Source organism: Epilithonimonas hungarica (assembly GCF_900102265.1).
Classification (GTDB): Bacteria; Bacteroidota; Bacteroidia; order Flavobacteriales; family Weeksellaceae; genus Epilithonimonas; species Epilithonimonas hungarica.
This window is the reverse complement of sequence record NZ_FNBH01000003.1, coordinates 465,351-488,198: the sequence shown is the minus strand read 5'-3', so window position 1 is coordinate 488,198 and position 22,848 is coordinate 465,351. Positions and strand designations below refer to the sequence as shown.

Below are 22,848 nucleotides of genomic sequence, written 5' to 3'. Positions count from 1 at the left end.
ATTTTGTTATAAATTTAAAAGAAAACTAAATCAAATAAATAAAACCATTGAAAACCATCAGCCAAATTATGATTCGGGAGTGGAAACGGATTTTTTCGATTCCGAATTTTTATGTGATTTTGCTGGTCATTCCACCAATTATTTTTCTTTTTTACGGATTTATTTATCAGAAACAATTTGCGAAAGAACTTCCGATGGCAGTTTGGGACGAAGACCAATCTCAGGTTTCCCGTATGCTGACCGATATGATGGAGCATAATGAGTTTATTCAATTTACTCAAACGGTTCACAGCAATGCAGAAATTGAAAAATTGATGAAAGAAGGCAAAATCTTCGGTGCAGTTCATTTTCCAAAAAATATGGAATCTGATGTCAAGAAAAATCATCAGTCCAATATTACACTTTATACCAACGGAGCATATCTGGTTCCTGCGAAAATGATTTATAAAGGTGCTGCCGAAGTTATTATCAAAGGTGGACTGGCGGTCGTTCTTCAAAAAGCTGAAAAGCAAGGAATGTCAGCTGAGAAAGCAAACACGCTGGTTCAGCCTATAAAGTTGAATACAACAACATTGTACAATCCGGATTTTAATTATCAGATGTATCTCACGCCGGGATTGATTACGGTCGGGCTTCAAATGGCTTTGGTTGTAGCATCGGTTTTAATTTTAAATCTTGAATTTAAAAGAAATACAATCGACGAACTTTTGAAGATTTCAACTTCATCTTCGCAGATTGTAGTCGGGAAAATGTTGGCTCATCTTTGCATTTCGTGGATACTTTTTGTGTTGGTGGCTTACGTTGTTTTTCCTGTTTATGAATTGGGAAAACCCAAAACCGATTTCAATTTTTTTCTGATTTACACGTTGATGTCGTTAGCTTGCATCGGGATTGGAATGATGCTTTCCGCGATTTCCAATAATCTTCTTTTTGTGACGGATGTTGCTCTGTTTTTCACTTCGCCGGCTTTTGTTTTCAGTGGTTTTACATTTCCGAGATGGGCAATGCCTTGGTACGACCGGTTTTATGCGGACATAATGCCTTATACGCATTTCCTGGACGGATTCATCAAACTCTATTTTATGGAACTTCCGTTGTCTTATGCAACTCCGGAAATTTTCAAATTACTGGTTTTTATTGGATTGACGTTTCCTTTGAGCATTGTATTTTTTCAGAAAAAAATTAATCAATATCTTAAAGAAAATCGTGTATGAAAGAGATTTTCGACATATTGAAAAGAGAACTCAGGAACGTTTCAAAAGATTCGAGCCTGTTTCTGATTTTGCTTTTGGCACCGATTCTTTATGCATTTATGTACGGAAGTATTTATTTGAATAAAGGCGAAGAAAAAGTAAAACTGGCTTTGATTGATAACGACGGAACTGCGATTTCCAGAACCTTGACGGAGCAATTTGATTCGACGCCGATGATAGAAATTATCCCGAGCTCTGATATTAATGACGCTCAGGAGAAAATGTATCAGGGAGAAGTTCAGGGGTATTTTTATATTCAGTCCGGTTTTGAAAAAGCTATTTTATCGCAAAAACAAACCAATGTGAATCTGGTCCTGAATGCCTCAAGGTTTTTGCCTTCCAGCGATTTGCTAAGTACGGTTACCAAAGTTTGTCTGACGGTTGGAGCGGGTGTGAGAAAAACGTATTTCAACAAACAAGGAATGGGAGAGGATGAATCTATGAAAATGACCAATCCGATTAATATGGATTATCGTCCGCTTTATAATTCGGGGATGACATATGGTTCGTTTCTTTTGCCGGGATTATTGGCGATTATTTTACAGCAAACACTTTTGATAGGCGTTGCAGCGGCTTTTACTTCTGAAAGAGAGGAAAATAAATTATTGAATCTTTATCAAATTTCAAGGCAAAGTATTTCTAAAATGATTTTCGGGAAAAGTTTGCTTTATTTCTTTGCATTTATGATTTTCGGTTTGTTTTTTTCAATCGTGAATTTTTCCGTTTTCGGAGTTGAGATTAGAGGGAATTATTTTGATTTGGCTGTTATTTCAGCATTATTTATTGCGACAATCATTGTCTTCGGAATGTTGATAGGAAGCTTTTTCAAGACCAAACTTTTTGCTTTTCAGGTTTTGGTATTTTCGTCTTATCCGATTTTTTTAATCACAGGATATTCTATGCCGTATCAGGCTTTGCCGAAGTTTGTTCAGATGTTGTCTGATACTTTACCAACTTCTCCGTTTTTGAAAACATACATCTCAATCGTACAATCCGGAGGTTCACTCGCCGATAATCTGAATTCTGTTATTCATCTGGTCATTCTATGGATTATTTTTGAATTTCTGTTGATTTTAAGGATAAAATATTTAATTAAAACTATAAACTAGATACCCAATTAATATGAATTCTAAAGGTTACATTTTTGCAGTTTTTTTAGGACTTGCCTGCTTCTCGAAAGGGATTTCACAAAACAAAACCGAAGATTCTTTCGGATAAAACTTTAACAGGACAAACAATTCCTTATAAAAGAAAAGCCGAAGAATCAATCATTTTTCGGCTTTTCACGTAATATATTATTGCCAGTTAAGCCTCAATAAACTCCAAAAGGTCTTTATTAATCGTGGGAGCTTCCGTAGTCGGCATTCCGTGAGGGAAACCAGGATAGGTTTTTAAAGTTCCGTTTTTCAATAATTTAATTGATTTCAAAGCAGCATTTTGATAAGGCACAATTTGGTCGTCTTCACCGTGAAGCACCAAAACAGGAATATCAACATTCTTCAAATCATCTCTGAAATCAGTCTCAGAAAACGCTTTGATGCCGTCGTAATGAGCCACGATTCCGCCCATCATTCCTTGTCTCCACCAGTTTCTTTGTACACCTTCCTTCACGTCTGCACCTTCTCTGTTGTAGCCGTAGAAAGGGAAAGTCAAATCGATGTAAAACTGCTGTCTGTTGTTCAAAGTCTGGTCTCTGATGCCATCAAAAACCGACATCGGCACACCATCAGGATTTTCATCACTTGCTACCATAATTGGCGGAACAGCACTGATTAAAACTGCTTTTTTCGCCCTTCCATTCGCATATTTATTTACATAACGGATCACTTCACCACCACCTGTTGAGTGACCGATGTGAACCACATCTTTCAGGTCAAGGAATTCTACTAACTCCGCTGCGTCAGAAGCATATTGCTCAATCGTGTGATTGTAAATATCCTGGCTGGAACGGCCGTGACCTCTTCTGTCGTGCGTCACCACTCTGTAACCTCTTTGAAGGAAGAAAATTACCTGCGCATCCCAATCGTCTGATGATAAAGGCCATCCGTGGTGAAACATCAAAACTGGTCCTTCGCCTTGGTCTTTGTAAAAAATCTCTGTTCCGTCTTTTAATTTTAGTGTGCTCATAATTTAATTTTTTTAATGTTGTGATTAATTTATTTTAATATTTTGTTGTCTTAATTCTTTAGCAAATGTAGGTTGGCAAAATTCAATCCATCTTAACCTAGGTTAAAATCGTACATTTTTGATAATTTTTATTTTGGGCAGCTTTATCCGCCTTCCGTTCCCGCTTTTTTTGTCATTGCGAACAAAATGAAGCAATCTGTAGAACTTTTGTACAATCGCAATGACAAAAAAGAGCTCCACTCAAGTCGGGCTGCAGATTCGGTATTAGTTCACGTTTTCCCTTACCAATTCCAAAAGGTCTTCTGCGCCACCATCGAATTTCTTCCCATTCACGAAGAAAGAAGGTGTTCCGTTCACGCCGCTCATAATTCCGCTTTCAAAATCTGAATCTACTTTGTCTGCCAATTCAGTACTATCCAAATCCTTTTCAAATTGAGGAATATTAAGTTTTAATTGTTCCGCAAGCTTCATCAGTAAGTTTTCATTCAAATCTCTTTGATTTTCATAAATCGCATCATGCATTTCCCAGAATTTCCCTTGAAGATTGGCTGCTTCTGCTGCGATGGCTGCCGGTCTTGCATACTGATGCATTTCAGACAATGGAAAGTTTCTGAAAACAAATTTGATTTGACTTCCAAATTCTTTCATTAATTCCTTCAGAACCGGATAAGCAGCGCCGCAATATGGACATTGATAATCTCCGTATTCTACGATGACAAGGTCGGCGTCTAAGTTGCCTTGTGCGTGGTCAGCTTGGCTGACGTTTGGTTTTAGTGACATAATTTATTTTGTGTTAAGGTTTTCTAAAGCGTCTAAAATTCCGTCTGCGCCAGGATTGATGGCCGTTGGTGACAGATAACTCCATTCGATGATGCCATCTTTGTTGATGACGAACAGTGCGCGTTTACATTCACCTTCTTCCTCGTCATAAACACCGTATTTTTTAGCGATTTCTCCTTTGGCTTCAAAGTCTGCCAGCAAAGGAAAATGTAAATTTCTTGATTGAGAAAATGCCAGATGACACCATTTGCTGTCTACAGAAATTCCGAATATTTCGGCATCATATTTATGAAAGAACTTCAAAGTTTCATTGTACAAAGCCATCTGGTCGCTGCAAACCGGACTCCAGTCGGCAGGATAAAAAGCGAGAATGACATTCCTTCCTTTGAATTCTGAAAGTGTAATTTTCTGGTCGGGCGTTGCATATAAGGTAAAATCTGGAGCAATATCGTTTTTCTGTAACATAATATTAGTTTTTAGAGTTAATTTTTGAAATCAATAATCCGCAAGTCATCAGTAATAAAGCAGGAAAATTCAAAGTCCATTTTCCAAAATAATCGAGTAGGAAAGGGGCAATAGATGCGCCTGATAAAAAGCCAATCCACAACAGCAAAAGATGAACAGCATTGGATGTGTATTCTTTTTTTTCTGCTTTATTTTCAGTCATCATCAGCATTGCAGTGTTCCTTGCCAGGCTGTTCAAAGTTCCGGTCACGAAATCTGTGTTCACTTTTTGATTTCCGACAGAAGTCACAATTGTGTTCATCATTCCCATTGAAAATCCGACAATTGCAATGGATAACAAATTATTAATATCATAAAAATAAGCAATTATCGAATAGAAAATAAGAATTACGGAAACTATATAAAATGTTAATATTTGGTTCTTAATCCTCTTCCATAATGAAAGGCAGGTTCCGGCGTAAATTCCTAATAAAAAACAACTTATGACTGTAACTGATGTAATAATGATTTCAGATTTACCTGTTGAAATGGCTGCTCCCAGTGAAGTAGTATTTCCACTCATAAAAGAGACGTACGTTTTCCATTGTATCAATCCTGTTGCATCGATATATCCGGCAATAAAAGCTAAAAATAGGGCTAATTTCTCTTGCATCTTAATCGATTCAGATGAAATGGAAGTGTTTGTTTTAATGACAGAATTATCCATTATTTCGAGAAATTTCGTTCAAATCTTATTTCTTAGGCTGAATGAAAACTTTCTCAGTCGGGAATTTTTCAATTTCACCTTCTTTCAAACCGAAATTCGTTATGACAACATCTTTCGGATTTCCGGAAAGCCATTCGCTTAAGTCAATTGATTCATATTTTCCGCTGTTGAATCCTATCAGAATCCGGCAAACTGTGTCGCCTGTATTTTTGATGTAATGCCCAGCTCCCATCGGAACGTAACCCACATCTCCTGCACTGAACTGCTCTGTGACGTAGGTAGATTCTGCCAAAAAAACCGACATCTCCGCCTGTCCTGAAATAAAATATTGCCATTCGTCCGCATTCGGATGCCAGTGCATTTCTCTCAAAGCACCCGGCTGCAATTCCAAAATAGAACCCGACATTGTGCTGCTGATGGGGAATTCTTTACTCGTTACCAATCTCTGCAAACCTCCGCCCGGAACAATTCTCGGTTGTTGAGAATGCAAAGGATAACGGTGAAAACTGGTTAATTCAATATCCGATTCATCAGGTCTTGCAGCTGCAACAAAAGACATTTCATCCGGAACAATTCCCGATGCGAAATACGCTTCTTTCTGAGGTAAAGCTGCCACTTCTTCTAAAGTTAAGCCTAAATTCTGAGCCACTATTTCAGGTGGTACACTTGAAACAAAATCGGTTACACTGAAGGTGTGGTCTTCAGAAAAATTACCGTTATCAAAAATCAAAATAAAATGACATTCTTCCGTTCCCGTCGCCTGAATCGAGTGACCATAACCTTTTGGAAAATACCAAACGTCGCCGGGTTCAAAATTATCTGTGTAGCTGTGTCCGTCCGGATGAATAATCGTTGTACGAACTGTTCCCGAAATCACATAAGCCCATTCAGCTGCATTCGCGTGCCAGTGCAATTCTCGCATACTTCCCGGTTGCAGTCTCATAGAAACGCCGGCAATGCCTATAGAAGCAGGGAAATCTTTTACGGAAGCACCTCTTGTAGTTCCGCCATCGTTGGTTCTTGGTTCTTTTTTTTCTAATTCGTATTTGAAACTTAATGATGCAGTATTCATAATGATAAGTTTTTGTGATTAATGATAGTTTGTCTTTATTTCTACTGTAAAGCTACCCCGGAATCAAAGAATTTTGAAGTGTTTTTCGGTGAATGGGCAAAATGAGTCGGTGGGAATTTGAAAGGAATAGTTGATGTTTTTGGAGTAAGGAAAATAGATGAGAGATAATAGACTTTCAATTTGAATTTTATCGATTAAGATTCCTAACGACGTCCATTTTATTAATAAAAAATCCTTCACAATTTGAATTGAGAAGGATTAAAATTCGATTTAGATTATTATTAAACTATCATTTTATCTCACTAGAATAATCTTCCCTGTATGCGAACCGTCGTCAAGCAATCGGTGCGCTTCTGAAGCTTCAGAAAAAGAAAATGTTTTAAAAATAACAGGTCTGAACTGTTTAGATTCTATCAAAGGCCAGACATTTTTCTGAATCTCTTTGGCCAGCTGTTTTTTAAACTCATATTCCCGGCTTCTCAAAGTACTTCCTGTGATAGTAAGTCTTTTTATCATCACTTTCCAAATGTCCAGGTCAACCTTACTGCCACTTACCGCATTGATGTGAACCAATCTGCCTTCAGGTCTTAGAATATTGATGTTTTTGGCCAGATAATCACCCCCAATCATATCCAGAATAACATCTACACCTTCTTTTTGAAGTTCGGTTTCAAAATTCTGTGTTTTATAATTAATGTATGAATCTGCGCCGAGTTCAAGACATTTCTGGCCTTTTTCATCAGAACCTACTGTGACAATTACTTTTGAACCCAAAGCGTGAGCAATCTGAATACCTGTGATTCCAATTCCGCTGTTTCCACCGTGGAGTAAAAGGGTTTCTCCTGGTTGAAGATTTCCTCTCTGAAAAACATTAGACCAAACTGTAAAGACTGTTTCCGGTAAGCTTGCCGCCTCAGCAAAACTTAAATCTGCCGGGATTGGTAAACATTGACCTTCCCTCACAGCGACATATTCTGCGTAACCGCCACCTGCAAGAAGTGCACAAACTTTGTCTCCAACGGTGAAATCTACGACGTCAGGTCCGCATTTTACAATAGTTCCGGCAACTTCCAGTCCAGGAATATCGGCTACAACTCCATCTGGAGCAGGATAATTGCCTTCACGCTGGAAAACATCCGGACGGTTGATTCCTGCGGCTTTCACTTCGATTAAGACTTCGTCTCCAGATATTTCGGGAGTCGTGTAATCCTGTAATTTCAATACTTCAGGACCTCCAGGTTTTGTAACAACTATTGCTTTCATTTCTTTTAATTTTAATATCAGATTCATTTCAAACTCTCTTCCAGGTTAGTTTGTGAGTCACCAACCTCGAATTGCTGGTGAACGGTTTCTCGCTTTCAAGATGCAGAAAACCATCTTTAAAGATAACGATTCTATTCTGCGTTTGCCCCGTCCAATTGGGAAAAAGAGAGATGTACATCGTGTGGCTCACCAGCTGTTTTTCATCATCCGTTTTGAACGGCCCCGAATACGCAAGATAGGTTGAACCTTCCTGTGTATATTCTTCCGGAGTGGCATTGGTCCAATGTTCCTGATAAAAGTTTTCCCGGTGCGTATCCATAATTTGTGCCGACATATAACCGTTAGGATTGTAAATAATCAATCCTTTCGGATTTTCGCCCATCGGATAGGTAATTTCTCCGCCATTGACAGGAACTTCAATGAGTTCTACCAAGGTCCAAGTTCCTAAGAGTTTATTAAATAGTGTTTTCATAATGTTAAAATGAAATAAGCGTACCGAAATACGCTCATTATGTCTTTAAATTAAAAAGGTTGATTATATTTTCCGGTCAACGCTTTGTTTTCGATACTTTTTGCAAAATTGGGCGTTTCTTCGTGGTTATGGGCGTCAGAAGCAGCTTGTCTTGAAGCAGCGGCATCAGCAAAATTCACGTTGTGTTCTTTTAAGTATTCGAACATTTCAGGAGTTGCTGTTGCGTGAATTTCGTTGGTGTACAACGTCGTGTTATCATCAATTTTTGTGGCTTTCAGTTCCCATAAAACCTGAACTTTTGTACGTCCGTTCTGAGTAATAGAATCTGAAATTGATAACATTCTGCAGTAATCCGGACGGTGTTCTACCGCAACATAATGCTGAACCATCAAAGCATCTCCGATTGTTTCAACGTTCAAAGAAACCGGTTCGCCGTCAAAAGTGGTAGAAATAGCCGCTCCGATGTGCTGCGTTGAGCATCTTTGATATTCGGCATCGGGAAGATTGAGTAACCAATCTGCGATGTTTACTTTTTCGATTGGGGCATTGATAATCGCTGTAACTGTAGAGTGAGATAATGCATTTTCTGGTGTTTGAATGATTTCCATAATGTTTAAAGTTTAATTGTTTGTATATGTTAATTTGATGGTGTAAAGCTACATTCAGCAAATTTCAAAATCAATTGGTGTTCGATGAACAGGCAGAAACTGTCGTTGAATGAGAAAAATAAGATTGTAATATCCAGGAGAAAATGCAAATTGTGTTTTAGTTTAAACAGTTCGTTTGGAACAAATATAAGTTGTGTTTTAGTTTAAACGAGTTGTTTTGAGAAAAAACAAATTGTGTCTTAGTCTAATCGGGTTGTGTTGAGAGAATACAAGTTGTACTTTAGTTTAAACGAGTTGTTTTGAGAGAATACAAGTTGAGTTTGAGTTTAAACAAGTTGTTTTTTTAATAAAAAACGTTAGAAAAAGCTAAAGCAGCTTATAAAGAGCAGTTTACGAGGTAAGTTGTCGTAGTAGGTAACGATTTAGTAATGGTGCTTACTGCATTCATTTTCCGTATTATTCCTATAATAACTCAATAGCAAATATACAAAAAATAGAATTAGACCTATGACTACTTATCCTATTTCTCATCTTGCTCATCCATTTTCCGGACTAAGCTCTCTCGTAAGGCATCGAGGAATTTTGTGCGGTTTATTTTCCTGTTCCGAATCTCCAAAAAAGTATGATAGAAATCTCCTAAGTCAATATTAAATAGTGTTTCAACGGATTTCGCTATTAGTTTAATATCCGTATTCCCATTATCAAAAACCCCAAAAGAATGCAAAGCATAAATTAATTCAATCAGAGCAGTTTTACTGCCCGTCCAATTTAAAATTGTTGAATCTATTGATTTGTTTATCGGTTTTGCATTATAGAGGTAGTCTTCTAAATAGACCTGAATCTGGTCATTGGCAATTATTTTGGCTACTTTATAGTCGTGGGAAGTAGAAAAACATTGGTCTGCCTCAAAGCTGTAACTATCCAAACTCAATTTGATGTCGTGTTTACCGCGAACAAAGTATTTATGGTCAAGATAGGTGCTGTTCGTCCTGTAATATTTGTAAAATTCAAGATTGTTGTCAAAATATCTTTTGAGCTTGGATAGTTCGTTGTTCAGGTATTTTTTAATGCTTTTATTTCCACCATAAGGCTTCTTAGTTTCAATTTTGTATATCGAATTATGGTATATCAGAAGGGAAACGATTTTAGGCTTTAATTCTTTGAAGAAATAAATTTCCTCTTCCTGATTTTTGAAATCAAGTTTCAGTACATACTTTTTTAAATCACTTAGGGTTTCAAGAATTTTACAAATTACATTTTCAGATAATGAAATCTGGTTTTCAGATTCTAAAGAAAGTTCAACAATAGCATCGTTGAGTTTGGTGTAAATTTCATTAAAATATTCTTTCATTCAGTATTTTTAATCGGAAAAGGATTGAATATATCCTTTGATTATTTAGGATATTGAAAATTATTATAGGTATTGAGAATACTGTTTTATTTTTTATCTATTGTCTGGCTTCTGCGGATGATTGCTAATGCACTCTCAAAATGCCCAGCTCCAATGGTAAACGGCGTAAAAGATTCTCCAGGTTGTTTTTCAACCGAGGACCTGATGGCAAGCATTTTTGCTTGTTGGCATAAAGCTGCAAGTTCAGCACCATTCAATCCATCAGTTTCTTCAGCCAGTTTAACTAAATCCACATCATCGTTAAGCGGGCTTTGGAGGGAATGAACTTTGAGAACAGATAACCTCGTTTCTCGATCTGGCTTAGGCAGGTTGACAATAAGGTCAAACCGTCCTGGTCTTAGCAATGCAGAATCGAGAATATCGGGACGGTTGGTCGCGGCCAATACCACTACACCTGAATTGCGGTCAAGCGCATCGAGTTCTAACAGAAACTGCCCGACCATTCTATCCCCGATTTGACCATCTCCTGTGCTGTTGCCACGCTTGGGCGTAATTGCATCAATTTCATCAAAAAAAATAATGGATGGTGCTGATTGTCTCGCTCTGCGGAAAACTTCACGAATACCTCTTTCGGATTCGCCCACCCATTTGGATAATAATTCTGGACCTCTCGCCACAATAAAATTCACTTCCGTTGTAGAACCAACGGCTTGTGCCAATAATGTTTTTCCGGTTCCGGATTCGCCTGTCAGTAAAATTCCTTTGGGCGCATAGGCATTTGCATATTCAAAGCGGGAACCGTAAATCAATGGCCAATCCAATGCCTCTTTTAGTTGCTGCTTTTGTTCTTCAAGACCGCCGATGTCTTCCCACCGGGTTTCTGTGATTTCGGTAGAAAGCTCCCGCATTGTGGACAAACGAAAATCGGAAAGTGCCGTTAGAAAATGATTAAAATGCACAAACAACGGTTTCTGTTGTATGCCCGTTCCTGCTTCACGGGCACAGGCCATACCTGCTTCACGGCAAAGTGCCGCTAAATCAGCACCGAGAAAACCGTGGGTAACTGCGGCAACTCTTTCCAAATTAGCATCTGCTGCCAAGGGCATAAAACGAGTGTGTATTTTGAGGATTTCCAAACGTCCTGCCTTGGTGGGCGGATTAATCGGGATTTCACGGTCGAGCCTTCCCGGCCTGCGTAAAGCAGGGTCAACATTATTGGGTAAATTCGTTGCCCCCATTACAAACATTCGTCCGCGTGAGGTCACACCATCCATCAACGCCAAAAGCTGACCAACCACACGCTTTTCGAGTTCTCCGAGTACCGTTTCCCTGTTGGGGGCAAGCGCATCTATTTCATCAATGAACAAAATAGAGGCAGGATATTTTGCTGCTTCTTCAAAAACTTTACGCAACATCTCTTCCGATTCTCCGTAATGTTTCTGGATGATTTCAGGTCCGTTGATGTTCAGGAACTGTGCATTCGTTTGTTGTGCAATAGCTCGTGCAATCAAAGTTTTGCCGGAGCCGGGTGGTCCGTAAAGTAACAAGCCTCGGGGAGCATCTACACCAAGGCGTGAAAAAATTTCAGGGTGAAGCAAAGGTAGCTCCACCATTTCCCTAATGCGGGCAATTTCGGTGGAAAGCCCGCCTATATCGTGATAAGATGTTTTTTTATCCTGCGGGTTGATGACGGTAATAGCCGTTTTGGAATTTACCGTAACTGCACCCTCCGGTGCTGTTTCAATGACCCTTAACCTAAAACCACCGTATTCTATCTGGTTACCGTTAATGAACGTGCGGTTACTGACAGTTTTCAAATCCGGCGTAGAAACCATGCGGGGAATATTATTTTCTCCATTACCAAAAAGCCGTGAAAAAGTACTGCTATGGCTTTCCTGATGGTTGGTTTCTCCTCCAATCACTGCAAATACAATACGCTCCGCAGATTGTACGGAAACGCTGTCGATCGTTATTTTATCGGCAACAGAAGCTCCTATGCTTTCCAAAAGCAATTGTCCAAGTGAAACATTCCCCTGCGGGATACTGCTGTTCGCAGTAAGGCGGGCTGCCGCTTTTGCTTCTGCTGTTATGATAATGCTGTCACTTTTATTCCATCCATAGGCAGCCAAATCTATTGGATTCAACAAAACCTCATTATCCATTCCACCCGATGATAAAGTGGAATGGATAGTAAAGGTCAATGAGCTGTTATCCCCCATTCCGTTCTGTAATTATATTGATGTTAAAACTGGCTACGTCCGATGGCCTGTCCAATTCCCGGAGCCGCCGCAATTTTTACTTTCTTGATATTCTTAATCATATAAATGCTCGATGCGCCGGTAAATATGAAAAACATCAGAAACGCAGTGTGGAAGTTCCAGTAACCGTTGATAGCAAAAATGCCTGTTTTATGATATGGCAACATTGTTTCAGGAATGAAAGCCAACCCTGTAAGCAATGCCAACCAAGCGCACCATTTAGGCATGATAGCCGGTTTTTGCTTGTCTTTCATCACAAATATAAATATGGCAATGTATTCTATCGTCGTTGCCCAATAGGTCATATTGAAAAAATACCACCCTTGGAAATGATTCATTTTAATTAGCTCCGGACTTACAATACCTGCATTTTCAGCACACCAAGCCCACATTACAGGCGGTTGCATAGAAACCCAGGTAGTAAGAATACCGCCACCAAGCTGAATCAGTGCCAGCAAGGGTATAGGTTCTCTTTTCCACATCAACAGTGTCATTTGTACAGCCCAAGGCAGGAATAAGATGCCTGTTGCCACGGATAATGACTGTCCCAAAAGGATTTGGGATTGGTATTTCAAATAGAAATTATCAACTAGTTCCTGTGCTGTAAAAGTAGGGTCAGGCGGTGGTACATTATGTGGATAGATAATAACCGTTCCCCCGTAAATGACACAATACAGAATCCCACACCAAGCTGCCCACAATTGCAGCTTTCTATAAAATTTATCGTCCATAATTATTTATTTTATTTGTATATGCTATTAGATATTATCAATGTTTGCCGGGAACAGGCATGGGAATAGCTGTCTTAACCGGAAATCTTTCCGAAATTTCATCAACTATAATTTTGGCACCTTTGGCACAGGCTACCGTGCCTGCTTCGCCCCAGGGTTTTGCACCATCGCCCACGTCCCAAAGGTTTTTAACGGGCGTTTGCATCGGCTGATCAAAGCCGGTAACAGCCCTTTGTGCAGGCCATTCGTGGGCAGTTACATCAATTGCCAGAATTTTTCCGTGCTCTTCAAAACCGGGAAAATAATCTTTGATGTCCTGAATCAGCAAGCGTTTTTCTTCTTCCAAATCAAACTCGCCAATGGCGGGTTTGGGTACGGATGCGGCACAATATAAATACCAGCCTGGGGGGCATCTTTTCTGCTCCGGCTGGCTGAAATTGCCTGCGTAAACCATTCTGTGTGTTTTGGCCGCAAGTGCCAACCCCTCGAATTTAGCCAATGGCTTTTGGCTTGCGAAATGAATGGTAATAATGGCAGCAGGCCTGTTTTCTCTCTCAATCTTTTGATAATGACCTTTCGGAAAATGTTCTTCCCCAGCCATTTGTACGGTAGCCCAGGGACCTGCATTGCTGACCACCACATTGGTTGAGATGGTTACTATTTTTCCATTGCGTTCTATTTCTGCACCATTTACCAAGCCATGTTCATTAAACGTCAGTTTTTTTACCGAAGAGCTTAGCCAAACTTCTCCATTTTTTTCGATAACGGGTAGCAGTGACTTCCATACCTCAACAGTTCCGCCAGGCGCAAGCCCTATTTTCTTGAATGCAGAACCTTTGGTGAAATAATGCAGAAAAACATCAGCAGGTAAATCTTCACTGCTGGCTGCAAACATGGCACCGATAACATTGGATACAGCTCCGTGGATGAATTTGCTTTTAGTGAATTTCCTTAACCACTCTGCGGTAGATTCTCCCTTTTTAGGTTTGAAAGGCGGAAGTATCTTTGTGATAAAATTTAAAATGTTTGGTGCCTGATTGCGAATCCATCCAACAAACCCACCGTCCGCATTCAAATGTTTATTACCTATCAAAAGTTCCGTTGCCGGTTTAGGAACAAATAAGTTCAGTTTTACGCCCACATCGTTCAATGTCTGTTCCACGGCTCCGCCTATCTCAATGACCAATGCCCCAGTATTCAATAGAAATCCGTCCACTTCTCGGGTGGAAGCCCTTCCACCAACACGGTCGTGGGTTTCCACAAGCAGGGTCTTATATCCTTTGTGAGCTAATCTTGCAGCGGCACACATTCCGCCAGTGCCAGCACCTATAACTAATGCATCAAATTTTGTTTCCATTTATATGGCATCTTTTCGTGATTTTTTTAATTACTATTCTTAATCTGCGTAGAATAGTGTTGCAACACAACTGGTTTACAACTTAGCAAAGTTAGAAAGCTGTTGTCGTTAATGGATTACCAAAACAACGCAATAAATGTTCAATATCTCTTATTTATTACTATCTTTGGAAAGCGAAAAATATATCATATCCTATAACTGAGAAACCGTAATTGTGAATGAACCCTCTAACATACTATCCATTGAGAGCTTTTCTCAACAGCCTGATTTCATAACCGGCGTCAGTGCTATTGCCATATCCAAAAAGACAGCTGCTATTCAGAATTACTCATTGGATTTTATGCACCCCCACGTAAGTGAAGGCGTAGCATTTGCCTTTTGCCTGAAAGGAAGTGTGCGGTTAAGGGTAAATGTCCAGGAATATTTTGTGTCGGAACATTCGGTAACGGTGCTGCTTCCCAATTATGTGGTGCAGTTTCTGGAGGAAAGTAAAGACCTCTCCATTAAGGTGCTGTTTTTTCCGATTGATTTTATATCGGAGATGAAATTAGTTAATTCCATCAATGATATTTTCAAGGTCATAGACCGTAATGCCTGCCTGCAACTAAAACGAGACGATTTTTGGGAATTATTACGTCTTCACACCTCTATTGCCAGACTTTGCGAAAAGAATAATACACTGTACCAAACTGAGGCAATTAAGAATTTGGTGTACGCACTCGTTTATGAATTGATACGCCTTTATTTGGAATATAACAGTTCAGGCGAGAAAGGTAGAATGTCCCGGAGCTATCAGCTTTTTGAGAGCTTTTTGCGTTTGCTTTATGAGCATCACAGGACGGAAAGGAGTGTTCAGTTTTATGCAGACAAATTGTTTTTAACGCCCAAGCATCTGTCTCGTGTGGTAAAAGAGGTAAGTGGCAAAACTGTTTCTGCATGGATTGATGATATGGTGGTGCTGTCAGCTAAAGCATTATTAAAAAGTACAGATATGCAAATAGGCAATATTGCAGATGAGCTACATTTTGCCAATGCTTCGTTCTTCTCCAACTATTTTAAAAAACGTGTATTGCTGACACCTCTGGAATATAGGAACGGGTAAGATAGCGAGGTAATGAAGAATAGTTTTTGCTAATTTTGCAATGGAAAGCCTAATAAAATTATGAGTATATTTAATAATAGTAGCGACTTATTCGCTTTCAAAAAAAGTTGGCTTTTGCTTTTAAAGAAAGATTAACTTTAGTGCTTCCGCCCGCCATTTTGCCAATACATGTTATGTTTGTTATTATCTTTTTTTCCGTATGCTTGTATAGTAAATTTCATTTTGTCACTTTTTCTATGCCCTTCATTATTCCACTTTTTACCATATTGCCATATCCGTTGTCGGGCAATAAGTTTGTAAATGAAAGTGCTAATTCATAGTTCGTTTTTGCGTTTTCATAGTCATTTAAATCTTCATAGCATTTGGCAATATTTAAATATAATGAAGATAAAGCCCCTTTAACAGTGTCGTTATTTATTCTTAAAGCCAACTCTAAAGCTGTTTCGTCCCATTTTAATTTGTCATTAACACTTTTTTGATGACGAGCTACATAATGGGCCGAAGTAAATTTTTCAAAGTCATTTGTTGCTTCGCTCCAAGCTTGGAGAAAAAGTGTGCTTGCTTCTTCAGGTTTCCCTTGTCCTTCAAAGTCCATTCCTTGAGCACAGAGTATAACTACATTATTGTCTTTGGGGAATTCCATTTGCAATTTATATTAATTCACTTAAACTTCTCTCTGTATTCTTTGGGAGATAATCCAGCATTTTTTTTGAATACTTTCCAGAAATGAGATGTATCGGTAAAATTAAACTGGTATGCTATTTCCGATATATTTTTGTCTGTATAAATCAGTTCTCTTTGTGCTTCCAAAACAAGTTTATCCCTTATTATTTCTCCCGCTTTCCTGTTTCCTTCCTGTTTTGCTATTTTATTCAGGTAATCGGTAGATATATTAAGCACTTTCGCATACTGACTGACTTTATTCCATTTTCTTATATGGATGTCAAGAAGATTTAAAAATTTCATAAATAAAGTAGCCGCTGAATTTGACTGGGAATGCTGAACAATTTCATATGATTCATACATTTTTAGCAATAATATGTTCAGAAAAGATTTCAACAGCTCATTTTTCATATATTCAGGACTCTTATAATCATTGGTCATTTCTTTAAAAATCATTCTGAAAAACTGTGCATCTTCATCCATAAGCTGTTCAGTCAGAAAGAAAACCGAATAATCCTTCATCATGAAATCTTTAAAAAAATTATTAACACTTGCATACAATGAAAAAAAATCGTGGCTAAAATGAATGATGTAACCTTGCAGATCTTTGGAGTGTTCAAAAGAAGCATGTATCACTCCCGGTTTGAGTAACAGGATGGTATTCTTGGCAAGAAGGTATTTATTTGATTCAATTTCGATAGTATAACTTCCTTCAGTGATATAACAAAACTGATAAAGCAGTTCATGAAAATGAGGAATGTGTGCAACCTGAAAACTTTCTATTTCCTCAAATGTTTTTATCCTGATATAATCATGTACAGGCTCGCTAATTATCTTACCTTCGAGATAATTAGGAACAGATTTTATTGATTTAAGCCTTGACATACAGATAACTTTATACCAACTTTAAAGATATATTTTTTTATTTAAATTTCTTTTGTATAAATAATTAATCTTTTTACATTAATTATGTAGAAACCATAAACGAGCTAAAAAGTTATTTATTTTCCTGCTTTATCTCTATGGTATATTTATCCTGAATATATTTAATCAAATCTTTGGCTCCGATATTGAAATTATCATCTACTGCCAGTTTTTTCCAGACGCTGTCCACAACGGTTAATATCAGTTCGGATTCTTTATCCGGGTTACTGTATCCCAAATTCCGTAGTGAATTGGCTAATATCGATTTTACAGGTTTTACAAAATGTTCCTGTGCATGATTGGCTTTGGGATGTGTCTGCAACTGTGCCTGCATTTTCCAAAATAAGGGGTGCTTGAGATAAAGCACATAGGGCAGCTCAATTACCCGATGTACGAAAGAAAGCGGATCTTTTGACTCTAACATATTCTTATTTGATTTTAAAACATCGGCATAACCTTGTTTTAAAACCGCATCCAACAAACCGTCTTTATTGGTAAAATGTTTAAATATAAGTGCTTCGGACACCTGAGCCCGTTTGGCAATATTTGCAGTTGAAGTTTTTTCAAATCCATTCTCAGCAAATAATTCCATTGCAGCATATACCAAGCTCTCTTTTTTCGTCACTTTTGTATTTTTGATACAAATTTACTTATTTTACCTTTTAATTAAAGTCACTTCAGGGTATTTTTCTGTTGAAACCGAACAATTTAAATATCCTTTCCACAATATAGATATAAACAGCAGCTCCGAATTTGGTATATGAAAAAAAATGAAGTTTGTACTTTAACCTGCTTTTTTGAAAAACCAATGTTAGCGGTAGTACTTCTTTTTTGATACTTTGTTTTAATTTAAATAATGAATGCAATAATAAAATAAGAAAGAATATTTCCTGTTGCGTGAGCAATCCAGCCAGGTATTATACTTCCATTAGCATATTTTTCTTTTATATACCCAATAGTCCACCCAGCAATAAAAGAAAACAGGAAACTTAATAAAAGAAAAATGATTGTTGTTTTAGTTAATGCCCAAAATAAAAGTAAGTGAATAAACCCAAATATTATAGCTTGTATAAGGTTTCCTGCATTAAAACCAATTTTGTTTATTAATTGTTTCGCAATAAATCCTCTAAATAAAATTTCTTCAGCAAATGATGTTTTGAATATGGCTACTATTAGAAGAATGATTATCGAAATTCCATCTACCCCCATTTTTCGTAAAATTCCAGTCACACTTGGTGGCGACAAAACGGCTTGCTTTATACTTTCATCAATAAAAAATTAATACCAATCCACTCAAAAGAAATAAAATCGATGTTATGAGTGCGTAAGCTATAGACTTGGATGTTGGTTTATAAAGCCCAATATAGTTTAGAAATGTAGTTTTTTTGCTTTTTCTGAAAAGAAAGAATATAAAAGGTATCAAAGTAAAAACTGCAACTTGAATACTTGTCGAAATAATTTCATTTACTAATTGGCTCATTTTGTCTAGGTTTTGGAATTTGAGTGTTTTTTTGGCAGCCTCACCACTAAAAGTAAGGCTTTGCGAAATTGCAGACTTAAGGAGTAAGAACTTTCTGGTTAAGCAGCAAACACCAAATATATAAAAAAAAATTGCACGTTAAACTTTAACCCTCAATCTTACAAAACCTTTTATTAGTGGATTCCCTTATTTTTAGTCTTTTGTCTGTTCAAAATATAAAAAAGCAAAGTCACTTGTCAACTTTGCCATTATCGTGCTGTTTGCTAAAAATTGATTCTTGGAGTTGGTATTCGTTTTGCCTTTTAACAAATATAATTATATAGAAATGATGATTATTCATAAATTTGAATAATCATTTCTATTTTTAACTCTAACCTAATGAATAAAACGGTAAAATTTAAGTGGCTTTTATTTTCATTCTTCTTACTATCTAATACATTGTTGTACGCTCAAAATACAGTTAATGCCAACCAAGGGTATGTAGAGCAAAAACAATATCTGACAACAATTCCTTACAAGCAAGTCAAAGGAAAAATTATAATAGAAGTAGTTATTAATAAAAAGAGTAGAAAATTCATCCTTGATACAGGGGCATCAACAATTATTACAGAAAATTTATATTCTGAAATAAATCCAAAATTATTAGGAGCAGTCGAAGTAATTGACCAATCAGGACTGAAAGACAGCCTAAAGGTTGTTTCTCTATCTGAGACGAAACTTAATGAACTGGTTTTTAAAGATATTCCTGCTTTGGTATCAAAAGATTCAAGAATGCTTTTTGAATGTTTTGATGTAGAAGGTATTATTGGCAGCAATTTGCTTCGTAATTCCGTAATACAGTTTAATTCTAAAGAGAAAACAATTACACTTTCCGATAATCCTAAATCATTAAATTTAAAAAAGAAAAATTCAAATGATATGGAATTGAGATCTCATCAGAGTAATCCATTTGTACAGATTAAATTAAAAAAAGGAAAATTTGTTGCTAACGAAAAAATTCTATTCGATACTGGTGATGATGGTTTGTATTTACTATCAATCGATGCTTACAAGCATATCATTTCTGAACTAGATATAATTCGAACTTTAGCAGAAAATAACGGATCTTTTTCGGCAGGACTACACGGAACAGCAGAAAAAATGACCAATTATGCAGTTAATATTCCAATATTAGAAGTAAATGGTTTAAAGTTAAATAACATAACTACAAAAACAACTTATACAACATCGAGATTTGGTTCAGAAATTCTAAATTATGGAAAAGTAACATTAGACTATAAAAATAAAAAGTTTTACATAGAACCTTATGAAAACATCTCAGAAATAAATTTAGAGAGAGGTGTATGGGCGGTCGACCCTATAATTGAAAATGAGAGAGCTGTTGTAGGAATTATTTGGGATACAACTTTAGAAAATAAAGTAAATGTAGGAGACGAAATTTTAAAATTTGATACTATTGATTATCAAAATATGGACTTTTGTGAGATAGTAAAATCTAATAATAAAATTGATAAAAAAACGGCATTACTTGTATTGAAAGACGTTAAAACGGGAGAAATCAAGAATGTTGAAATCAAGAAGTTGTAATGCAACTAAAAAATTATATAAATCTTACTTCTAAAAAAAACAAAAAACGATGTTTTTGGTATTATTGATATTACGTAAATAGATTTAATCTAAACCTATTGTTTCAAAATGTTATTGAACTATAATCCAAATCAGAAATTCTTTAAACATGAGGGTTTATGGTTTTGATAGTAACGCCACTTTGTTTAGTCAATAATTTCATTTTTTATTTTCGAGTCTGCTGATTTTTTGTCAGTTTTGTTCTGATTGAGGCTACTTTCTGAGTTTAGCCCTTGCATACTGATTTGGCCAGGTTAGATCTACACCTAATTCTTGTGCTGCAACAATTGGAAAATAAGGATTTCTGAGCAATTCTCTGGCAATAAAAACCAAATCGGCCTGCTCGTTTTTTACAATTGCTTCTGCTTCAATGGCAGAGGTTATCAAACCAACAGCAGCCGTTTTTATCAGCGATTCCTTTTTTATTATATCAGCAAACTTTACCTGATACAATGGCTCTACGGGTATGGAAACAGTCGGAAGAATCCCTCCGGTAGAACAATCTATGAGATCTACTCCTTTCGTTTTTAAAATGACTGCTAAAGCCACAGAATCATTTTCATTCCAGCCTTCAGATAACCAATCAGTAGCTGAAATCCTTACAAATAAAGGAAGATTCTGCGGCCAGTTTTTATGTATTTCCTCGATTATTTCTAATAAAAAACGTATCCGGTTTTCAAACGAACCGCCATACTTATCTATACGCTGATTGGAAACAGGGGATAAAAATTCGTGAATGAGATAACCGTGTGCGGCATGGATTTCCAATACCTTAAAACCTGCTTTTTGTGCTCTTAAGGCCGCTTTCCCGAAGTCTTTTACAATTTCAGCAATCTGCTCTTTTGTCAATGCTTCGGGTACCGGACTGTTTTCTCCAAAAGGTATGGCACTGGGTGCATACACCTGCCAACCGCCATCTGCACGGGCTAAGGGAATATTTTCTTTCCAAGGAACATTCCGGCTGGCTTTTCTTCCGGCATGTATCAGCTGTATGCCTGCTACAGCATCATTTTCGTCTATAAAAGTGGTAATGCATTTAAGAAACGAAATGTGTTCGTCTTTCCAGATTCCCAAATCGGCAGGAGTACCTCTTCCTGATTCTGAAACAGCGGTAGCTTCCATCATAATCAATCCGGCTCCTCCCACAGCTCTGCTTCCCAAATGTACCAGGTGCCAATCATTTGCAAAACCATCCTCAGCCGAATATTGGCACATAGGAGATACGGCTATTCTGTTTTTAAATTGTACATCTTTAATTTGTAAAGGACTGAATAATGCTGACATAATGAAATTTTTCTATTTATGCTTTTCCCAGCATCGTTACCACACAAGCTCCACCGATACCGATATTATGCTGTAAGGCTATTCGGGCATTTTCAACCTGTCTGTCACCCGCTTCTCCGTTAAGCTGCCATACCAACTCGCTGATTTGGGCAAGTCCTGTTGCTCCCAAAGGGTGTCCTTTTGAAAGTAATCCTCCGGATGGATTCGTTACCACTTTTCCTCCATAAGTATTATCTCCGTCCAATACAAATTTCGCTGCTCCTCCTTCCTCACACAGACCAAGTGCCTCGTATGTAATGATTTCATTGGTTGTAAAGCAATCGTGCAATTCAACCAAATCTACATCACCGGGTCCGTATCCTGCCTGCTCATATACTTTATCTGCGGCACTTTTTGTCATGTCGTAACCTACCACTTTCATCATAGAATGATCATAAAACGTTCCCGGATAATCGGTGGTTAATGCCTGACCCAATATGACAGCCTTTTGTTTTAGCCCGTTTTTTCTGGCAAATGCTTCGGTACAAACAACTACGGCAGCTCCACCACAGGTAGGCGGACAACACTGCAAACGGGTCACGTTCAAAAATATGGATGGGGATTGCATTACTTCTTCTACCGAAACCGGCTTTCTGAAGATAGCACGTTCATTATGGATGGCGTGCTGACTGGCTTTGCTGCGTACACGGGCAAAGATTTCGGTTTCAGTACCATATTTTTCCTGGTATTCATATCCGGCTGCTGCAAACAATTTAATCGCCATAGGTACTTCTTTTGCCTCGGGGAATTGCTCTTCCACGATGGATTCAAAGCGTGACAAAGGCGTAACCCTGTCATTAAACACACTGCCCAAAGCACCCGGGGACATCTGTTCAAAACCTAATGCCAGTGCACATTCTACTACACCACTTTCTACTGCCTGACGGGCAAGAAACAGGGCGGATGATCCTGTTGCACAATTGTTATTGACATTGATGATGGGAATACCTGTCAGCCCTAAATCATACAGCACGGCTTGTCCTGCGGTAGAATCTCCGTATACCCAGCCCACGTATGCCTGCTGGATTTTATCATAATCTATACCGGCATCTTTCAATGCCATACGGGCAGCATCTGCTCCCAATTGTGTATAAGGAATACCTGCTTTGGGAGATGAAAAGGGTGTCATTCCCACTCCTGCGATAATTACTTTATTTGCCATTTTGTTGTTTTATTTTACTGTTGTTTTGAAAGAACTGAAAAAATTGAGCGAATCCGGATTTTTCATTGCATCTCTGCTGGATATTTTGTCAGTCAGTGAATGGGAAGAATCTGCTTAATGAATAT

General features: G+C 37.7%; 23 protein-coding genes. 5 read left to right on the top strand and 18 right to left on the bottom strand.

What is annotated here, in order from left to right:
* Positions 1 to 47 precede the first annotated feature (47 nt).
* Positions 48 to 1,214, top strand: coding sequence for an ABC transporter permease (locus BLT30_RS14070; protein ID WP_245707184.1), 1,167 nt, complete (start codon positions 48 to 50; stop codon positions 1,212 to 1,214).
* Positions 1,211 to 2,362: an ABC transporter permease gene (locus tag BLT30_RS14065; RefSeq protein ID WP_089874163.1), complete on the top strand. Its 1,152-nt coding sequence runs from the start codon at positions 1,211 to 1,213 to the stop codon at positions 2,360 to 2,362. Before BLT30_RS14070 ends, BLT30_RS14065 begins: the two co-directional genes overlap by 4 nt.
* A gap of 196 nt (positions 2,363 to 2,558) precedes the next feature.
* On the opposite strand, the gene BLT30_RS14060 is transcribed toward BLT30_RS14065, so the two are convergent.
* From BLT30_RS14060 to BLT30_RS14005, 12 genes are all read right to left on the bottom strand, one after another.
* Positions 2,559 to 3,380: an alpha/beta fold hydrolase gene (locus BLT30_RS14060; RefSeq protein WP_089874162.1), complete on the bottom strand. Its 822-nt coding sequence runs from the start codon at positions 3,378 to 3,380 to the stop codon at positions 2,559 to 2,561.
* A 264-nt stretch (positions 3,381 to 3,644) separates the two neighbouring features.
* On the bottom strand, positions 3,645 to 4,160 hold the full coding sequence (locus tag BLT30_RS14055) for a DsbA family protein (protein ID WP_089874161.1): 516 nt from the start codon (positions 4,158 to 4,160) through the stop codon (positions 3,645 to 3,647).
* A 3-nt stretch (positions 4,161 to 4,163) separates the two neighbouring features.
* Positions 4,164 to 4,625 carry a redoxin domain-containing protein gene (locus BLT30_RS14050; RefSeq protein ID WP_089874160.1) on the bottom strand — a complete coding sequence of 154 codons (462 nt, stop codon included), beginning with the start codon at positions 4,623 to 4,625 and terminating at the stop codon, positions 4,164 to 4,166.
* A 4-nt stretch (positions 4,626 to 4,629) separates the two neighbouring features.
* Complete coding sequence (locus BLT30_RS14045; protein ID WP_089874159.1) at positions 4,630 to 5,331, bottom strand: YoaK family protein; 702 nt, start codon at positions 5,329 to 5,331, stop codon at positions 4,630 to 4,632.
* Positions 5,332 to 5,356: 25 nt separating this feature from the next.
* The gene (locus BLT30_RS14040) at positions 5,357 to 6,403 is read right to left on the bottom strand and encodes a cupin domain-containing protein (protein WP_089874158.1); all 1,047 of its coding nucleotides are present in this window, start codon (positions 6,401 to 6,403) and stop codon (positions 5,357 to 5,359) included.
* A gap of 294 nt (positions 6,404 to 6,697) precedes the next feature.
* On the bottom strand, positions 6,698 to 7,666 hold the full coding sequence (locus BLT30_RS14035; protein ID WP_089874354.1) for an NAD(P)H-quinone oxidoreductase: 969 nt from the start codon (positions 7,664 to 7,666) through the stop codon (positions 6,698 to 6,700).
* A 28-nt stretch (positions 7,667 to 7,694) separates the two neighbouring features.
* Positions 7,695 to 8,138: a lipocalin-like domain-containing protein gene (locus BLT30_RS14030; protein WP_089874157.1), complete on the bottom strand. Its 444-nt coding sequence runs from the start codon at positions 8,136 to 8,138 to the stop codon at positions 7,695 to 7,697.
* A 50-nt stretch (positions 8,139 to 8,188) separates the two neighbouring features.
* Positions 8,189 to 8,746 carry a hypothetical protein gene (locus BLT30_RS14025; protein WP_089874156.1) on the bottom strand — a complete coding sequence of 186 codons (558 nt, stop codon included), beginning with the start codon at positions 8,744 to 8,746 and terminating at the stop codon, positions 8,189 to 8,191.
* 520 nt (positions 8,747 to 9,266) lie between these two features.
* A complete protein-coding gene (locus tag BLT30_RS14020) occupies positions 9,267 to 10,097 on the bottom strand; it encodes an RteC domain-containing protein (protein WP_089874155.1) in 831 nt (276 codons plus the stop codon).
* An 86-nt stretch (positions 10,098 to 10,183) separates the two neighbouring features.
* Positions 10,184 to 12,259: an AAA family ATPase gene (locus tag BLT30_RS14015; protein ID WP_175487197.1), complete on the bottom strand. Its 2,076-nt coding sequence runs from the start codon at positions 12,257 to 12,259 to the stop codon at positions 10,184 to 10,186.
* An 80-nt stretch (positions 12,260 to 12,339) separates the two neighbouring features.
* Positions 12,340 to 13,086, bottom strand: coding sequence for a hypothetical protein (locus BLT30_RS14010; protein ID WP_089874153.1), 747 nt, complete (start codon positions 13,084 to 13,086; stop codon positions 12,340 to 12,342).
* Between the two features lie 37 nt (positions 13,087 to 13,123).
* Positions 13,124 to 14,443 carry a phytoene desaturase family protein gene (locus tag BLT30_RS14005; protein WP_089874152.1) on the bottom strand — a complete coding sequence of 440 codons (1,320 nt, stop codon included), beginning with the start codon at positions 14,441 to 14,443 and terminating at the stop codon, positions 13,124 to 13,126.
* Between the two features lie 214 nt (positions 14,444 to 14,657).
* Between BLT30_RS14005 and BLT30_RS14000 the strand changes: the two genes are divergently transcribed.
* Positions 14,658 to 15,545 carry a helix-turn-helix domain-containing protein gene (locus BLT30_RS14000; RefSeq protein WP_221405587.1) on the top strand — a complete coding sequence of 296 codons (888 nt, stop codon included), beginning with the start codon at positions 14,658 to 14,660 and terminating at the stop codon, positions 15,543 to 15,545.
* 217 nt (positions 15,546 to 15,762) lie between these two features.
* On the opposite strand, the gene BLT30_RS13995 is transcribed toward BLT30_RS14000, so the two are convergent.
* The 4 genes from BLT30_RS13995 to BLT30_RS13975 all read right to left on the bottom strand — a co-directional run bounded on the left by BLT30_RS13995 (position 15,763) and on the right by BLT30_RS13975 (position 18,341).
* Positions 15,763 to 16,188: a tetratricopeptide repeat protein gene (locus BLT30_RS13995; protein ID WP_089874150.1), complete on the bottom strand. Its 426-nt coding sequence runs from the start codon at positions 16,186 to 16,188 to the stop codon at positions 15,763 to 15,765.
* Positions 16,189 to 16,205: 17 nt separating this feature from the next.
* Complete coding sequence (locus BLT30_RS13990) at positions 16,206 to 17,093, bottom strand: AraC family transcriptional regulator (protein WP_089874149.1); 888 nt, start codon at positions 17,091 to 17,093, stop codon at positions 16,206 to 16,208.
* A gap of 112 nt (positions 17,094 to 17,205) precedes the next feature.
* Positions 17,206 to 17,757: a TetR/AcrR family transcriptional regulator gene (locus BLT30_RS13985; RefSeq protein WP_089874148.1), complete on the bottom strand. Its 552-nt coding sequence runs from the start codon at positions 17,755 to 17,757 to the stop codon at positions 17,206 to 17,208.
* A 224-nt stretch (positions 17,758 to 17,981) separates the two neighbouring features.
* Positions 17,982 to 18,341: a CPBP family intramembrane glutamic endopeptidase gene (locus BLT30_RS13975; RefSeq protein ID WP_089874146.1), complete on the bottom strand. Its 360-nt coding sequence runs from the start codon at positions 18,339 to 18,341 to the stop codon at positions 17,982 to 17,984.
* A 649-nt stretch (positions 18,342 to 18,990) separates the two neighbouring features.
* On the opposite strand from BLT30_RS13975, the gene BLT30_RS13970 reads away from it, so the two are divergent.
* Positions 18,991 to 20,199, top strand: coding sequence for a retropepsin-like aspartic protease (locus tag BLT30_RS13970; RefSeq protein ID WP_089874145.1), 1,209 nt, complete (start codon positions 18,991 to 18,993; stop codon positions 20,197 to 20,199).
* Positions 20,200 to 20,451: 252 nt separating this feature from the next.
* On the opposite strand, the gene namA is transcribed toward BLT30_RS13970, so the two are convergent.
* Both namA and BLT30_RS13960 read right to left on the bottom strand, forming a co-directional pair.
* Positions 20,452 to 21,522 carry an NADPH dehydrogenase NamA gene (namA, locus tag BLT30_RS13965; protein WP_089874144.1) on the bottom strand — a complete coding sequence of 357 codons (1,071 nt, stop codon included), beginning with the start codon at positions 21,520 to 21,522 and terminating at the stop codon, positions 20,452 to 20,454.
* A 16-nt stretch (positions 21,523 to 21,538) separates the two neighbouring features.
* On the bottom strand, positions 21,539 to 22,690 hold the full coding sequence (locus tag BLT30_RS13960; protein WP_245707189.1) for a lipid-transfer protein: 1,152 nt from the start codon (positions 22,688 to 22,690) through the stop codon (positions 21,539 to 21,541).
* Here BLT30_RS13960 and BLT30_RS18210 point away from each other — a divergent pair.
* On the top strand, positions 22,668 to 22,841 hold the full coding sequence (locus tag BLT30_RS18210; RefSeq protein ID WP_175487182.1) for a hypothetical protein: 174 nt from the start codon (positions 22,668 to 22,670) through the stop codon (positions 22,839 to 22,841). The two genes, BLT30_RS13960 and BLT30_RS18210, sit on opposite strands and share 23 nt — an antisense overlap.
* Positions 22,842 to 22,848: the final 7 nt, after the last annotated feature.

Excerpts from the sequence above, each read along its gene's own strand:
- BLT30_RS13990 (WP_089874149.1), bottom strand. The coding sequence starts at position 17,093 with ATGTCAAGGCTTAAATCAATAAAATCTGTTCCTAATTATCTCGAAGGT.
- BLT30_RS14065 (WP_089874163.1), top strand. The coding sequence starts at position 1,211 with ATGAAAGAGATTTTCGACATATTGAAAAGAGAACTCAGGAACGTTTCA.
- BLT30_RS14025 (WP_089874156.1), bottom strand. The coding sequence starts at position 8,746 with ATGGAAATCATTCAAACACCAGAAAATGCATTATCTCACTCTACAGTT.
- BLT30_RS13995 (WP_089874150.1), bottom strand. The coding sequence starts at position 16,188 with ATGGAATTCCCCAAAGACAATAATGTAGTTATACTCTGTGCTCAAGGA.
- BLT30_RS14055 (WP_089874161.1), bottom strand. The coding sequence starts at position 4,160 with ATGTCACTAAAACCAAACGTCAGCCAAGCTGACCACGCACAAGGCAAC.
- BLT30_RS14005 (WP_089874152.1), bottom strand. The coding sequence starts at position 14,443 with ATGGAAACAAAATTTGATGCATTAGTTATAGGTGCTGGCACTGGCGGA.
- namA (WP_089874144.1), bottom strand. The coding sequence starts at position 21,522 with ATGTCAGCATTATTCAGTCCTTTACAAATTAAAGATGTACAATTTAAA.
- BLT30_RS14015 (WP_175487197.1), bottom strand. The coding sequence starts at position 12,259 with ATGGATAATGAGGTTTTGTTGAATCCAATAGATTTGGCTGCCTATGGA.
- BLT30_RS14035 (WP_089874354.1), bottom strand. The coding sequence starts at position 7,666 with ATGAAAGCAATAGTTGTTACAAAACCTGGAGGTCCTGAAGTATTGAAA.
- BLT30_RS14030 (WP_089874157.1), bottom strand. The coding sequence starts at position 8,138 with ATGAAAACACTATTTAATAAACTCTTAGGAACTTGGACCTTGGTAGAA.
- BLT30_RS14045 (WP_089874159.1), bottom strand. The coding sequence starts at position 5,331 with ATGGATAATTCTGTCATTAAAACAAACACTTCCATTTCATCTGAATCG.
- BLT30_RS13960 (WP_245707189.1), bottom strand. The coding sequence starts at position 22,690 with ATGACACCCTTTTCATCTCCCAAAGCAGGTATTCCTTATACACAATTG.
- BLT30_RS14050 (WP_089874160.1), bottom strand. The coding sequence starts at position 4,625 with ATGTTACAGAAAAACGATATTGCTCCAGATTTTACCTTATATGCAACG.
- BLT30_RS14040 (WP_089874158.1), bottom strand. The coding sequence starts at position 6,403 with ATGAATACTGCATCATTAAGTTTCAAATACGAATTAGAAAAAAAAGAA.
- BLT30_RS13975 (WP_089874146.1), bottom strand. The coding sequence starts at position 18,341 with ATGGGGGTAGATGGAATTTCGATAATCATTCTTCTAATAGTAGCCATA.
- BLT30_RS14020 (WP_089874155.1), bottom strand. The coding sequence starts at position 10,097 with ATGAAAGAATATTTTAATGAAATTTACACCAAACTCAACGATGCTATT.
- BLT30_RS13970 (WP_089874145.1), top strand. The coding sequence starts at position 18,991 with ATGAATAAAACGGTAAAATTTAAGTGGCTTTTATTTTCATTCTTCTTA.
- BLT30_RS14010 (WP_089874153.1), bottom strand. The coding sequence starts at position 13,086 with ATGGACGATAAATTTTATAGAAAGCTGCAATTGTGGGCAGCTTGGTGT.
- BLT30_RS14060 (WP_089874162.1), bottom strand. The coding sequence starts at position 3,380 with ATGAGCACACTAAAATTAAAAGACGGAACAGAGATTTTTTACAAAGAC.